Annotated in this window: 12 protein-coding genes; 2 read left to right on the top strand and 10 right to left on the bottom strand. The window is 45.3% G+C overall.

The window, feature by feature from the left end:
* Positions 1–14: 14 nt before the first annotated feature.
* The 7 genes from LY387_RS17205 to napF all read right to left on the bottom strand — a co-directional run bounded on the left by LY387_RS17205 (position 15) and on the right by napF (position 7,925).
* Positions 15–3,080: an HD domain-containing phosphohydrolase gene (locus tag LY387_RS17205; RefSeq protein ID WP_234496984.1), complete on the bottom strand. Its 3,066-nt coding sequence runs from the start codon at positions 3,078–3,080 to the stop codon at positions 15–17.
* Positions 3,081–3,319: 239 nt separating this feature from the next.
* Complete coding sequence (locus LY387_RS17200; RefSeq protein ID WP_081935794.1) at positions 3,320–3,454, bottom strand: TIGR02808 family protein; 135 nt, start codon at positions 3,452–3,454, stop codon at positions 3,320–3,322.
* 11 nt (positions 3,455–3,465) lie between these two features.
* Positions 3,466–4,044: a NapC/NirT family cytochrome c gene (locus LY387_RS17195; RefSeq protein ID WP_234496983.1), complete on the bottom strand. Its 579-nt coding sequence runs from the start codon at positions 4,042–4,044 to the stop codon at positions 3,466–3,468.
* Positions 4,045–4,070: 26 nt separating this feature from the next.
* A complete protein-coding gene (locus LY387_RS17190; RefSeq protein ID WP_042495465.1) occupies positions 4,071–4,532 on the bottom strand; it encodes a nitrate reductase cytochrome c-type subunit in 462 nt (153 codons plus the stop codon).
* Between the two features lie 85 nt (positions 4,533–4,617).
* Positions 4,618–7,107 (bottom strand): periplasmic nitrate reductase subunit alpha, encoded by a 2,490-nt coding sequence (gene napA / locus LY387_RS17185; protein ID WP_234496982.1) that lies wholly within the window; start codon positions 7,105–7,107, stop codon positions 4,618–4,620.
* Positions 7,104–7,409, bottom strand: a complete 306-nt coding sequence (locus LY387_RS17180; protein ID WP_042471229.1) for a chaperone NapD — start codon at positions 7,407–7,409, stop codon at positions 7,104–7,106. Before LY387_RS17180 ends, napA begins: the two co-directional genes overlap by 4 nt.
* A 36-nt stretch (positions 7,410–7,445) precedes the next feature.
* On the bottom strand, positions 7,446–7,925 hold the full coding sequence (gene napF / locus LY387_RS17175) for a ferredoxin-type protein NapF (RefSeq protein WP_234496981.1): 480 nt from the start codon (positions 7,923–7,925) through the stop codon (positions 7,446–7,448).
* 240 nt (positions 7,926–8,165) lie between these two features.
* Between napF and narQ the strand changes: the two genes are divergently transcribed.
* Positions 8,166–9,893 (top strand): nitrate/nitrite two-component system sensor histidine kinase NarQ, encoded by a 1,728-nt coding sequence (narQ, locus tag LY387_RS17170; protein ID WP_419153481.1) that lies wholly within the window; start codon positions 8,166–8,168, stop codon positions 9,891–9,893.
* The gene (locus LY387_RS17165) at positions 9,880–10,512 is read left to right on the top strand and encodes a response regulator (protein WP_128650294.1); all 633 of its coding nucleotides are present in this window, start codon (positions 9,880–9,882) and stop codon (positions 10,510–10,512) included. Before narQ ends, LY387_RS17165 begins: the two co-directional genes overlap by 14 nt.
* A 397-nt stretch (positions 10,513–10,909) precedes the next feature.
* Here the strand turns inward: LY387_RS17165 and LY387_RS17160 are convergent, their stop codons facing one another.
* The 3 genes from LY387_RS17160 to LY387_RS17150 form a co-directional block, all read right to left on the bottom strand.
* Complete coding sequence (locus LY387_RS17160; RefSeq protein WP_234496979.1) at positions 10,910–11,857, bottom strand: DUF1989 domain-containing protein; 948 nt, start codon at positions 11,855–11,857, stop codon at positions 10,910–10,912.
* 218 nt (positions 11,858–12,075) lie between these two features.
* A complete protein-coding gene (locus tag LY387_RS17155) occupies positions 12,076–12,384 on the bottom strand; it encodes a hypothetical protein (protein WP_234496978.1) in 309 nt (102 codons plus the stop codon).
* Between the two features lie 1,034 nt (positions 12,385–13,418).
* Positions 13,419–14,849, bottom strand: coding sequence for a sodium-dependent transporter (locus LY387_RS17150; RefSeq protein WP_042471239.1), 1,431 nt, complete (start codon positions 14,847–14,849; stop codon positions 13,419–13,421).
* Between the last annotated feature and the right edge of the window lie 36 nt (positions 14,850–14,885).

Here is a 14,885-nt window from a genome sequence, read left to right as displayed (position 1 = left end):
AGCCAATACCTCAATTAGAGGTATTGGCTTTCATCTACTTCATCGATTTGCTCTTCAGATAGAAATCGCTCCGCATATTGCAGATAGATTTTACTACGAATAAACAATCGGAATACCTCTATGTCCACGTGCTCATCTAGCGCCATTTTATGAAGAATGTTCAATGACTGGCTTATCGTCTTTGCTTTCTTGTATGGTCGATCTCCAGCGGTTAATGCTTCAAATATATCGGCGACAGCGAGAATGCGCTCAGGGATAGAGAGTTCCTCTCCTTTAAGCTTTCTTGGATAACCAGTGCCTTTCATTGTCTCGTGGTGCGTAGTAGCAATACGAGGGACATTTTGAAGGTAGTCTGGGAAAGGAATGCTATCTAGCATCTTGATCCCAGTAATCATATGTTCATTGATCTTGTAACGCTCCTCAGGTGTGAGCGTACCCCGAGAAATCGACAAGTTGTGCAGCTCGCCCAGATTATATTGATGCTCGGGTACATCGACTTGAATCCCAAGCTCTGGTGGGAATGTCACCTCAGCTGTGCGTTTGATGACATGCTGGACTTTGTCACTGAGCAATGCTTCAGTGGTCGGCAATGTAGGTCGCTCTTTAGGCATGCGGAGTTCTTCAACTGGGGATAACCCTAATCGGTCATCAAAGTGCCTTACCCAAGTCTGGCCACCAATGTCATTCAGTTTTTGTTTGTCTTCATCACTTAAGAACTCGCCGCCAACGTTGGTTTTTGCGACAAAATCAAATTGAGCCATTAGCTCTTTTTTACGAACGTCGAGTTGAGCCATGAGTGGCCCAATGTTCTCGGGTTCATTAAGCTGCCGCTTTAACACCTCGATTTCTGCGTCGCGCCACAAGACCTCAAAACGCATTCGGACTTCATTAATCCGGTTGTAATTAGTCTCTAGTTTGGTGCCTTTATCAACCACGTACTCGGGTGTTGTGATTTTTCCGCAGTCGTGAAGCCAAGCGGCGATTCTGAACTCTCTGCGTTGATCTTCGTTTTCAAATCGGAAAGCTCGGAACGCCTTAGATTTGTCCTGTTCCGCTGCTTGAACCAACATGAGAGCGAGTTCTGGCACTCGCAAACAGTGCGCTCCTGTGTAAGGAGACTTATCATCGATGGTTTTCGCGACCAATTGGATAACCGACTCAATAAACTCATCTTGAGAGCGTTGGAATTGCTCGAGTGACTGTGCCATATCGTAGATGGAAGTTGAGAGTTGGTTTAGCTCGGAAATCGAGCTTTTATGGATGATAACTTTGTTGTATTGCCTGTGTTTTATCTTTTTAGTCTCGATAACGAGGCGTTTGATAGGTGTGGAGAGCGGCGTACTCGCAAACCAGGCTATGGGCAGCACGATGATCAGTGTGCCTAATATCCACATAACGTTGACGGCAACGTAGCGATAAGCCTTTTCAAGGATATTCTGTGTCGGGATAGAGATAATTAAATATTCATTTGGTTCACTGCTTACTTTATCAAGATAAATGAAGTGCGGAATACCTTCTATAGTGGCCTGACTAATAGTGCCAAAGTACTTTGGCTGTGAGAGTTTATCGAGGATATTTTGGTTTGCGAAGTGACCATAACTCTCGCTTGACGTCTCAAACCACTTAGCTTTAAGCCGTGCTACCACTCCGGTTTCCTCTAAGTGTGTAAGGCTCTTATTGATGAGGGCAACATAGGGCTCTAGGTCTTTTTTTGCTAGATAGGTAAAGCGATTGGGCAATAGGCGATGTGGCTCTAACACCTGCAGCGATATACCTTCGTGTTTGATGCGGTCGACTTTTGTTTGCAATACTTCGGCGATATCCAGTACAGCTGAGATACGCTGCGAGGTGAGATCTTTGAATGCCTCTTCATAGGAATCATAGTAATAAATGGTGAGGTCTGGATAAGCGTCTTCTATCGCGTCCATGATGCTCCAACCAGCAATTGCACCTATATATCTTTCCCCAAGATTATCTAAGCTCGATATCTTTGCTTCGTCGGAGCGTGTAGCGAGTGCGTAATCGACAGTGTAGAGCGTGTCTCCCTCCAATTGCTCGTTTGCGAGGTCACTTCCCTCTGCCACAGACTGCAAAATGTCGACTTTTCCTAGTCGATAGTCTTCTACGAGCTCCTCCCAAGTTCTGCCATTCACAAACTGAAACTGAAGTCCTGTTGCATCAGAGATGAGAGTAAAGAGATCGGCGGTTAGACCGTATGGTTCACCCGCTATCGTAAAGTCTAAGGGCTCCCAGTCCGATTGATTAGAAAGTTGGAGGGGAGGGGAATCAACAACCAGCGTAATCTCTTCATCCGTGAGTGGCATTGCTGTCACTTGGGGTAAACCACGGCTTTTTGAGTCGTAGGTGCTTGCTGCGATCATTTTACCGTTTGATTCAACCACATAAACGTTCGACTCTTGAAGCAGATCGATTTGTTCTAAACTGTTTTCAAACCGGCCGCCAAGTGACGCCAAAGAGATATCGACACCAATCACGGCATCGCGCTCAGGGAGTCTGATGGAATACGTTTGTCCCGGCACACGCAGATTGTGAAATAGGTAAGGCGCTGTTTTATGTACAGTATTTGCGTTGCTCTGAGCTTGCGAATACCAGTTACGTTGAGTGGGATAATAGTGACTGACTTCTACCGTTTCACGACTCACAGTCAAATCACTTAGGAAATATCTTGTCCTTTTTAACCGCTCACCATCGACAGTGACATGAGCGACCACCATCCAAGTTTCATCGTCGAGTAAGGACAGTTGCTTCGCGATATACTCTGGTTTCACATTGAAGAGTTGTAGAAAGTCATCATTGTCGTAGCCAATATAGATGCTGTGAAGAAACTCGTTACCCACAAATGCAGCCCCGAACAAGTCAATAAGCTCGGCCGGTGTCTTTCCTTTTGGGGTCGAGTTGAGCAAGTAACTCAGTTGATATGCCGCTTGTTGGCCCACTCTATCGAACTGTTCAAGTCGACTGGAAACCACAGAAGAGACAAGTTGATAGGTTTCCAGAGTACTCTCAATCTCACGCTCTTTGGTTAATGAATAAATAACAGCAGCAGATATCAAAGCCATTATCGTAATTGCTAAAGTGATTAAAAGCGCGACGACACGTCGAATTGACAACTTCCGTATTGTTCGTTTTTTAGTATCCATAGGTAGGGACTTCGTCCTATAGCAGCAAGCAAAATCTGACGCTCATTTATTCGTTAATTTATTGAGCTTATTGAATTTTAACTATAGACGAGAAACTTTACGTTAGAGAAAAAAAAGGCCTCGCAACGCTGCGAGGCCTCCCAGTTATCAGAAATAACTTACACTTCTTTATCTTTACCTAGTGATAGTAGCCAAAGTGATACCGCTGCTACACCGGCAAAACCAGACAGGATAATGACAGGCATAGCTGCGTAGCCAAGAACATGCCAAATAACCGACTCTAGTGTACTCATTTAGTGCTCCTTTATTGCCAGCCTTCCACGCCTTCCATATCAGGTAGGCGGTGTGCGATACCTTTGTGGCAGTCTACACAAGTTTTCTCACCCGATGCTAGGGCAGTTGAGTGTTGTTGAACGCTTCGTTGCCCCTGCTCAGAGAAGTCCATAAAGTCGAACTCATGACAGTTTCGGCATTCCAATGAATCGTTAGCTTTCAATCGAGCCCATTCGCGTTCTGCTAGGTGTCCACGACGAGCTTGGAACTTCTCTTCTGTACCGATAGTGTCGAGTACATAGTGAGCGAATAGTTCTTTCGATGCTTGAACCTTACGAATGATTTTATCCGTCCAATTATGTGGAACGTGACAATCAGAACAGATAGCACGAACACCTGAACGGTTTGACCAGTGAATGGTTTCCTGGATTTCCGCTACGATAGGAGCATGACAGCCCGAGCAAAACTCCTCGGTGTTGGTCATTTCCATACCCGTGTTAAACGCACCCCAAAACAAAAGTCCTCCAGAGAAGCCTAGGAACAGGACAACACCTGCCGCGACTTTACTTGGTGACTTAAGACGTTTCCAAAACGCTTTTAGAATTTTCATAGATAGCCTCTCTCTACTTCAATTGGCTATTCAGTACGCAATGAATCAACGCGCTCGAAGTCGTTGCCAACCAATGGTTGAGCGTCAACTTGAGGTACGTGGCACTGAAGACAGAAGTAGCGACGAGGAGACATATCAGCCAACACAGCATCTTCACGGTTCATGTAGTGAGTCACACTGATTTTGGTTGCACCTGCTTCTTTCGCATTTTTCCAGCTATGGCATGCCAAGCACTTGTTCGCGTTAAGCGATACTTCATAGTTACGAATTTGGTGAGGGATCAGTGGAGGCTGATACACATATGAACTCTCTACCAGTTGGTCTTTAGGTGTGTGTTTGAAGTCATCCGCAGGACGAGTATCTTCAAGGTTAGTACTACCACGGAGTGAATCTAGACCACCAGTTCCACCCGGGTTATTCAATTCTGCTTGTGCTACGCCAGCGATAAGTGCACCAACAGAGAGAATAGCAACAATCAATTTTTTCATTTTTGTTTCTCCGCCTTAAGGCAAGTTCTTCGAGGGGCTACTCTAAAAACTCTTGAGAGTAGCCACGTTCCAATTTCGCTCTCGCTTAAGCCACTTTCGTGATCTTAACAGGGCACTTCTTGAAGTCTGTCTGTTTGGACAGAGGATCGGTCGCATCGAGAATCAGTTTGTTGATTAGGATACGAGCATCGAAGAATGGTACGAATACCAGACCTTGAGGTGGACGGTTACGACCGCGTGTTTCAACACGTACGCGCACTTCACCGCGTTTGTTAGCAATGAGGACCTCTTCACCGCGACGAATACCGCGCGACTTAGCGTCTTCAGGGTGCATATAACATACCGCATCAGGCACTGCTTTATACAGTTCAGGAACACGGCGGGTCATAGTACCTGTGTGCCAATGCTCAAGAACACGGCCGGTACATAGCCACAAGTCAAACTCTTCATTTGGTACTTCTGGTGGCGCTTCATACGGTGCTGAAATGATCCAAGCTTTGCCGTCTGGCTTGCCGTAGAAGTCCCAACCAGAGCCTGCTTTCGCATATGGATCTGAGCCTTCTTTGTAGCGCCAAAGCGTTTCTTTGCCATCAACAACTGGCCAACGCAGACCACGTACTTGGTGGTAAACATCGTATGGTGCTAAGTCGTGACCATGGCCGCGACCAAACGCAGCGTACTCTTCGAACAGACCTTTTTGGACGTAGTAACCGAAGTGGTGCGCGTCATCGTTGAGTTCACGTGCTTCTTCGATTGGATACTTGTCGACTTGACCGTTTTTGAACAGCATGTCGTACATGGTTTTGCCACGGTATTCTGGTGCTTTCGCTAGAAGCTCTTCTGGCCAAACGTCTTCCATCTTGAAGCGCTTAGAGAACTCCATAACTTGCCACAAGTCAGACTTAGCTTCGCCTACAGTTTCAACTTGTTGATACCAGGCTTGAGTACGACGCTCAGCGTTGCCGTAAGCCCCTTCTTTCTCAATCCACATAGCCGTTGGTAAAACAAGGTCAGCAGCTTGAGCTGTTGCAGTTGGGTATGGGTCTGAAACAACGATAAAGTTCTCAGGGTTACGGTAACCAGGTAGACGCTCTTCGTTGATGTTAGGACCAGCTTGCATGTTATTGTTACATTGCACCCAGTAGCAGTTGAGTACACCGTCTTTCAACATACGGTCTTGCAGAACCGCGTGGAAGCCAGGTTTTGGTGGAATGGTACCTTCAGGCAGTTTCCATTCTTTCTCGGCGATTGCACGGTGTTTAGGGTTTGCTACCACCATGTCCGCAGGTAGACGGTGAGCAAAAGTACCTACCTCACGAGCCGTACCACATGCTGATGGCTGACCAGTCAATGAGAATGGGCTATTACCCGGAGTAGCAATCTTACCGGTTAGTAGGTGGATGTTGTAAACCAAGCCGTTCATCCATACGCCACGAGTATGTTGGTTCATACCCATAGTCCAAAGAGACATCACTTTGGTGTTTGGATCCGCGTACTGTTTAGCAAGCTCAATCAGTTTTTCTTGCTCTACGCCTGAGATTTCAGATGCTTTTTCAACTGTGTAAGGAGCAACTGACTTCTTGTACTCTTCGAACGAAATATCGCTCATGTTGCCAGAGTTAGGGTTAGCTGCCGCTTTTTGCAGAGGATCTTCATCGCGCAGACCATAACCGATGTCGGTATCAGCTTGCTTGAAGTTCGTGTGCTTGTTCACGAAGTCCCAGTTAACCGCATCGTTTTGAATGATGTAGTTAGCAATAAAGTTTGCGATCGCAAGGTCAGACTGTGGATTAAAGATGTAGCCATGGTCCGCAAGCTCAAATGAACGGTGGTAGTACGTAGATAGAACGTTAACGCGAACATGAGGGTGGCTTAGACGACGGTCAGTAATACGAGTCCATAATACTGGGTGCATCTCTGCCATGTTAGAACCCCAAAGCACGAATGCATCAGCGTTCTCGAAGTCATCGTAACAACCCATCGGCTCATCGATACCAAAGGCACGCATGAAACCCACTACCGCAGACGCCATACAGTGACGTGCGTTCGGGTCAATGTTGTTTGAACGGAAGCCCGCTTTCATCATTTTCGCAGCAGCGTAGCCTTCCATAACGGTCCACTGGCCAGAGCCAAACATACCGATACTTGTTGGTCCTTTAGCTTTGAGAGATGCTTTCCATTTCTCCGCCATGATGTCGAACGCGTCGTCCCAAGAGATAGGCGTGAATTCACCATCTTTGTCAAACTTACCATCTTTCATGCGAAGAAGAGGCTGAGTTAGACGGTCGCTACCGTACATAACTTTAGACAGGAAGTAACCCTTGATACAGTTTAGACCTTTGTTTACTGGTGCTTCTGGGTCACCCTGGGTCGCAACAACTTTACCGTTTTGCGTCCCTACTAGTACAGAACAGCCTGTACCACAGAAACGACAAGGTGCTTTATCCCAGGTAATTTTTGTTTGGTCGGAGCTAGCAATCAGGTTGGTCGCTGATGCAGGAAGGGTAATACCCGCTACAGCTGCCGCTGATGCCGCTGCGTTCGCTTTCACGAACGCACGTCTTGTCATTTTCATACTTCACCCTCTAATTGGGAATGGTTACTTCCAGTGTTGTTTTCATCGTCGTCTAACCCGGACTCGATTTGGTGAAAAACCAAAGCACAGGTGAGGACATTAGGTAAGTTGTTGATAGCGTCGATAGTGTCAGTGACGAAACCTTGGTTCTCGGTTTCAAGGACGACAACAATCTTGCCTTCCTCACTGTCCCCATAAATTTCCGCGTTATCGAACTTCTCGATTTCGCTTTTCACTTCCGCAAGGTGTTCAGCCTTGCAGTTAACTACCAAACTTGAGATATGCACTTCGTTTAGTGACATTAAACGGTCTTCTCTTTGTTATTTTTAATTCTGATTTTAAACATTGCTCACTGAGATAGAGGAGGTAGGGCAAGTAGAGACACATGCTCCACATCCATTGCAGTCCGCTAGCTCCAATTGAGGTAACGCAACACCACCCGCGCGCAGCTTGAAGGTAATCGCCATCGTTTCACAACTATCACCACAGCTTCGGCATTCAACATTGTTGTTTGCCAAGCAGGTGTCGGAGATTCCGGCTTTTGCGCTCCATGGTTCGGTGTCAGCACTATTAAATATAGGCTCTGGGCAGATTTCTGCACACTTGTAACAAAACGTACATTCGTCAATTGTGAAGTCGACCGAGGGGTATCCGCCATCCCCTTTTTGAATAATTCTCGTTTCGCAAACTTCTTCACATTTGCCGCAACGAGTACATAAGTCTGTAAACTGTTGTAAATTGTTAACCCAAGGGAGTTTGACTTGCGATGTGTCTATTTTTTTTCTCGTAAAAAAGCGACGTTTTGCGATATCTACCATTCACCACACCGATAAAAAAATGCGTTACTGAGAGTTTAGCGCATCTTTTCTGTTAACAATCCTTAATTTATAGTCATATAAATTGTAGTTTTGGACACATTTGTATAAATACCTCCAAGGAGGTAATTAAGGTGCAACCTTGTTTTGGATCAATAAATTACCGACAATAGAGAAGGATAGTGTAGCCACCAAGAGAGAGGTTGAAGTTGGACAAGTCTGAAACCTTGACGAGATGAATGGATCATGAGAAAACCGACTAAATCTGTAACGGGTACAATAGCTAAAGCTATGATTTTCATACTTTTGCTATCCGTATTGACCACCAATTTCGCTATTTTGACACTGGCATCTAGTTTGAATGACGCCGAAGCGGTTAATGTTTCAGGCTCTATGCGTATGCAGAGCTATCGTTTAGCGCATGATATGCAGGTTAACTCGCCGCTCTATTTTCTTCATGTGGAGCAATTTGAACGTTCTCTTTATTCCCCTTCAATGAAAGCGTTGCAGTCTTGGGATGTGCCAGAAGAAATCACCAATGATTACTACCAACTCATTATTCGTTGGCACGAACTTAAGGAAGTGCTAATTAGCGAGGAACGCGAGCAATATCTAATTTTGGTCGCGGATTTTGTAGATCGAATCGACCATTTTGTTCTTAAACTCCAAGAGCATTCAGAAAATAAACTTATTCGATTAGCTTGGGCTGGTGGTCTTGGGTTAGGTGGAATATTAATCGTGGCTGTTTATGTGGTGTTGTTTGTCCGCAAACAAATCGTTAGGCCGTTAGGACAGCTTATCTCTGCAAGTGAACAGATTCAAAATCGATCGTTTGACGTTAAGGTGGATGTTAACTCAGATAATGAGCTTGGGATCTTAGGCAAAGCCTTCAAGAATATGGCTGACGACCTTGGTAAGCTCTATCGGGGGTTAGAAGGAGCAGTGAATGAAAAGACGCATAAGCTCCAACACGCGAATCAGTCACTTCAAGTACTCTACCAATCGTCACAAGAGCTGACCGCGACACGAATCTCACATGAAAACTTTAGAGCCATACTCAGCTATATCCATAGTGTTGAAGGAATTACTGCTGTCGAACTTCAAGTAACCGAAGTTGAAGGCTCGCCTTGGGTTGCGAGTGAAGGAAAGTTCAATGGTAATTCTGAGCGCATAAAGCCTCTGCAGCTCGACGGCGAAGTGTTAGGAGAGTTGAGGTATCAAATTGGATTACCGTGTCCGGATGAGAAGTTGATTGATAACTTTGTTCAGATCCTGTCTCGAGCGGTCTATTACAACAAAACCCAACGTCAAACCGAGCAGTTAATTTTGATGGAAGAGAGGGCGACGATCGCTCGTGAACTTCACGATTCTCTCGCACAATCACTGTCTTATTTGAAGATACAGGTTACACTACTCAATCGCTCGCTTAATAAGGAAATAGATACTCTTGAGGGAAGCCGATCTCAAGGCGTACTAGACGATATTCGCGAAGGCTTAGATAATGCGTATATTCAGCTCCGTGAGTTGTTAACGACGTTCAGGTTGTCGATAAAAGAAGGAACATTCGGGGAAGCGCTCACTGAGATGCTGAACCAACTCGACGGGCAGACGAGCGCTACAATAAAATTGGATAATCAAATGTCGTCCCTAGAGTTAGGGGCAAATGAACAAGTCCATATCCTACAATTAATTCGAGAAGCTGTGCTTAATGCGATTAAGCACGCCAAAGCTTCGTTTATACAAGTTTCCTGCATTGAGGAAGACAACGCTGTTGTAACTGTTAAAATTAGTGATGATGGCGTAGGGTTTGACCAAACTATTGAAAAGTTAGACCACTATGGCATGAGTATTATGAAAGAACGTGCCACACGATTGAATGCGGACTTCTCAATCACCTCTGCAGAGAATCAAGGTTGCGAAGTGCAATTCACGTTCCAAAGAACTAAGGAGCCACTAAGTGAGCGAATGTAAAGTCATGTTAGTCGATGACCACCCTTTAATGAGGCGTGGTATAGGACAGTTACTCAGCTTTGAAGACGATTTCGAGATCGTGGCGGAAGCGAGTAATGGGTCAGACGCCGTAGCATTGGCAAAAGAAACCGAGCCAGATTTGGTGCTTCTTGACCTCAACATGAAAGGAATGTCCGGTTTAGACACGCTTAAAGCGCTTCGAGAGGATGACTTCCAAGGTCACATAGTGATTTTAACCGTATCCGATATCCCAGCTGATATCGACGCTCTGGTTAAGGCTGGTGCGGACGGTTATCTGCTCAAGGACACTGAGCCTGATGAAATCGTCGATTTGCTTCTCGGACTTTCCTCGGGTAACAAGGCGTTCAGCGGAGCGATTAAAACCTACCTGCACGAAAGAGCCAACGCGACAGATGTGTTCACCACACTCACTGAACGTGAGATGCAGATCTTACAAGAAGTAGCGAAAGGCTTTCGAAACAAGCAAATTGCCGATCGACTGTTTATCTCTGAATCGACCGTTAAAGTGCACATGAAGAGCTTGTTAAGAAAGCTGCAAGTGCCTTCGCGTACTGCTGCGACGATCCTTTACTTAGAACGATTCGGTGAAATAAAGTAGTAAATAGAGCGAGATAGAAATATGAGCCCAGCATCTGTGTTGGGCTTTTTTGTGTCCGTTGGTTGCTCTATTTGTGATGATAGTGAAGTGGATAGGTAAAGAGAATAACCGGAACAGGTGGCCGCCTGTTCCGATTGAGGCAAGAATTCACATCTTCGAGGTAATCAATATGAACATTTCATGCGCGATTTATAGTACTGAAATTTATTAAGGCCGTCTAACACTGGGGCGATATAAACTCTGCGCAATAATAGTATAAGTTGATATGTTCTTTCGAGTAATCGGGTAGGTGTGGTGAGTGCGGAGAAAAGTATCAAGCGTTACTTTTTGGTGAGAAACAAAAAAAAACGATAAAAGCAAAAGCCCCTTTAGGAGGGGCTAATGAGTTGAAACTAAGTTATTTTGCGCTGGTGTCTTTTGACATGATTCTATCCCAAACCTGCTTTTCCCAGCCTTGGTTGTTCATCCCAGGGTGTTCTGGCTTAATGCCAGTATCGAATACCGATACGTAGACAGGATTCGGTCGAGCCTCGGGAAACGGCAGTTGCTGATCCGCATAAGGACAATTTGATACGACGAAGTATTGATCCTTCTCAGCATAGAATTCCACACCCACACCGTCGTCAACGGCCGGCGCTGGTGCTAACACGCAGCGAGTGATATCTCCGTCCATTTGCGTAAATCGGTTGGGCTGGAAGATATTGACGTCGTTTCGGTTCGCATGAAAAACAGCCACCTCTCTGCGTTTTTCGTCATCTTCGATGTTAGCAATCGCTGGTACACGTAGAAATCCATGAAGGAAGTTCTCGTTGCATGAGTTTACGTTGCCTTCCTCACCATAAAGCATCGTGAGCCAATCAGCATTACAGTGCGCAGCGTAGAAGATATGCGTAAACCCTTCTTCGAGTTTTTCATATGGGAACTCATCTTCAACGAGTGTCGCCATTTTTTCCATCTTATGACGCTGAGACCAGACGCCAGAGTTTACTCTTAAGTTCAAGCCTTCTAATGCTGAGGTGTTGAGGTGATCCGCCCATTGCTCTAAATCTGGGGTTATCATTTGTACGTCGATAATTTGTGTGCGGCCATTGTGAAGACTTGGGCGCTGCTCGAATCGAATTACTTGACCTGCTTTGACGAAGAACGCATTGCCGGTATGAGCTTCTAAGATATCATCGTAGACATGTTGTCGAGTATTATCTTCTTTCGTCGCTCTAACGGCGTTATAAAACGCCATATCCGGTGATGCCATTCGCTCGTAGGTCTTTGCTGGATCGCAGTCCTCATTGTAGGTTGTATCGATTTGTGCATTTACTTGAGCTTCTGCAATTTTAATGTCAGTCATATTGATTACCTATTTGGTCGCATCCTTGATTGAAACAATGACCCGTGTCCAACTGTGGGCGTGCAGTTAGTATCAAGTTTCTACAAGATAATCACAAAATAGGAGTTCTTAACGGGGGCTAATACTTGAGGTTGCAATAATTTTCCAAGACCCTAGATCGCCGCTTAAAATAGGCACAAAAAAAGGGCCGAAGCCCCATTTAAATAGTAGAAAATCTGTTATTTTTTCTTGCCAAAGCGATTCTTGATCTTGGACTTAACCAGCGCGACGATCGGTTTACCCAGTAATAGTGCCGATGTAATAAGAACGACTTCATTGACGGCAAAACCGATGCCAGATGCTGAGGCGACTTCGCCAGCACTCCAACCTAATGCTCCACCATAAGCGGCAAGTGCCGCTGGTACAGCAACCATTCCTATATTCGTTAGAATGAACACCAGCAACGCGGCCTTTTTCAAAGGCGTGTTAACTAAGTCTTTGATGGTCATCTCTTGCTCGTCCATTGTTTTGTTTGCTCCATTACTCATGTCGATTACCTCTTAAATTGGAAGAGATGCTTTGACATCTTTGTCCGTATGGCCGTACTGACAAGATAATTAAAGCATCGATTTGTCTCGTATGACCAATGTCCTCAGTTTGATTCAAATCGGATTGAATAAGGTGATACGAGCCAACAACTCCTTTTATTGGGCAGAGATGGCCAGACCAATGACTGCGTTAAGTATGTTATCTATCGCTGTCAAGTCAGACAAAATAGGAGACGCTCGAAAATACGAATAGGTTGGGGTTGAAATACGAATAGGTCAGGGTATAGATACAATTTGCATGTAAAAAAAAGCCTGAGCGGACTCAGGCTGAAAACGCAAATTGCAATTAAGAATGTATAAAGTTGTGCTTGTTACCTGTCTCACAGATAAAGTGATGCTCAAAGTGTGGTTACTGTTAGGTAAGAATACCCCTAATACGCTCACCAACCCCAATCACTTTGAGCACCGGGCAGAGTGCTTCTAGTTCCACTTAGAAGCACGCTGTAAATAGCTCTAGCACTATAGGGATGAAGCTATAATCTCATGCTGAGAAAAAGACTTGCTAGAGCTATTTGCAAAACAGCCAGTTGATCGTCGGTCTAGCTGCTTTGCAAAATCAAACTTTCTTCGAGTTCTTTTAAAGGCCTCTCACCACTTTCTCGATGACGTAACTCAGTTCCAATCGCGACGACTTTACGTGTTGGAACTGAATGAAAACCATGAGTAACATGCCCGCCAATTACCCCCGCAAGGTAAGTGAGTCACCCATGGTTTGAGCGAACTGTCACCGAGAAACTCACCCTATTGGCAAGAGGCCTTTAACAAGAATGCACAAGCGAAAATTCAACGCATAAGGTAGGCTGATTTTGCTTTCTTTGCGTTCAGGCCAAGAGTACGTATTTTAAGTCTTGGAGACAAAATAGGTCCTCATAGGTGCACCGAATAGATGCATAAAAATATTGAGGAGGGGGAGTGTTGAAAAGATAAAAAAAGCCCTCGTATTAAACGAGGGCTTCAAGTAATCATTGCTTTGATTATAGCTTCTTAGAAAGAAGACCAGTCAGAGCGATAATACCGATACCCATCAGCATGATTGGACCTTTACCGCTATCGAAGCCGCTTGAGATACCTGCAAACGCTACGATTGCAACTGCTACAGGGATAACAAACTTAACTAGGTTGTACCACAGACCGAACAGTGGGAACTTCACTTCACCGTCGTTAGTGATTTCTTTCTCTAGCTCTTCACGGCTTAGTCTCCAACCAGCGAAGATACACACCAACATACCGCCAACTGCTAGGAAGATCTTATCAGTTAGTAGGTCGAAGATATCGAATGCACCAGTATCAAACAGAGTAGGACCAACGCCACCTAGAGATAGAGAAGCAAAGATACAAAGAACTGCCATTACTGCTGCTGCAGATAGTACAGCTGTAGTACGCTTCATGCCTTTCTCGTCGATTAGGTAAGACACAACTACTTCTAGTAGAGATACCGAAGAAGTCAGTGCTGCAACCGTTAGACCAACGAAGAACAGTAGTGCGAAGATAAGGCCAACGCCGCCCATTTCAGCAAATAGCTGAGGAACAACGACGAATACTAGACCAGGACCTGCTGCTGGCTCCATGCCAAGTGCGAACATTGCAGGGAACATTGCGATACCAGCAAGAATAGCGACACCTGTATCCATTGCCGTAACCATACCAGTGGTTTGAACTAGGTTCTCTTTCTTCTTGAGGTAGCTACCGTATGTGATCATACAGCCCATACCAAGACTTAGAGAGAAGAACGCTTGACCTAGTGCCGCTAATACGACGCCGCTGTCTACTTTCGAGAAGTCTGGGCTAAATAGGAACTCCACACCCGCCATTGCGCCTGGTAGAGACAAACCTTTTACTGAAACGATGATAAGAATCAGGAATAGGATTGGCATCAGGACTTTACCCGCTTTCTCGATACCGCCAGAAATACCGCGGCTAACGATGATGATGTTCATCAGCAAGTAAACACCCATCCACATTAGTGGCTGGATAGGGTTAGTGATGAAACCGCCAAAGCTATCACCAATAGCTTCTGGGTTACTTAGAAGACCTGTAGATACTTTCTGAACGTATGCTAGAGCCCAACCACCTACAACAGGGTAGAAACCCATAATAAGTAGACCACTCAATACACCGATAACACCTACGAATGTCCAACGACCGTCTGTCGATTTAAACGCACCAACTGCACTGCGACCAGTCTTACGACCAACTGCAAATTCAGTCAGCATTACGCTGAAACCAATGAAAATAACGAATGCAAGATAGATAACGATGAATGCACCACCGCCATTTTCACCTGCTGTGTAAGGGAATTTCCAAATATTACCAAGACCTACAGCAGAACCTGCTGCGGCCATTACGAAGCCAAGCTTCGAACCCCAATTGTCGCGGGGTGCTGCGTTTGTGTTGCTCGTTGCCACGATAACTCCAAATAATCTGTTGTGTTTGTCCGTAAC

The sequence above is a fragment of the Vibrio maritimus genome, assembly GCF_021441885.1.
GTDB lineage: Bacteria > Pseudomonadota > Gammaproteobacteria > Enterobacterales > Vibrionaceae > Vibrio > Vibrio maritimus_B.
Note: the sequence above shows the minus strand (reverse complement) of the source record. Positions and strands in the feature narration are given on the sequence as shown.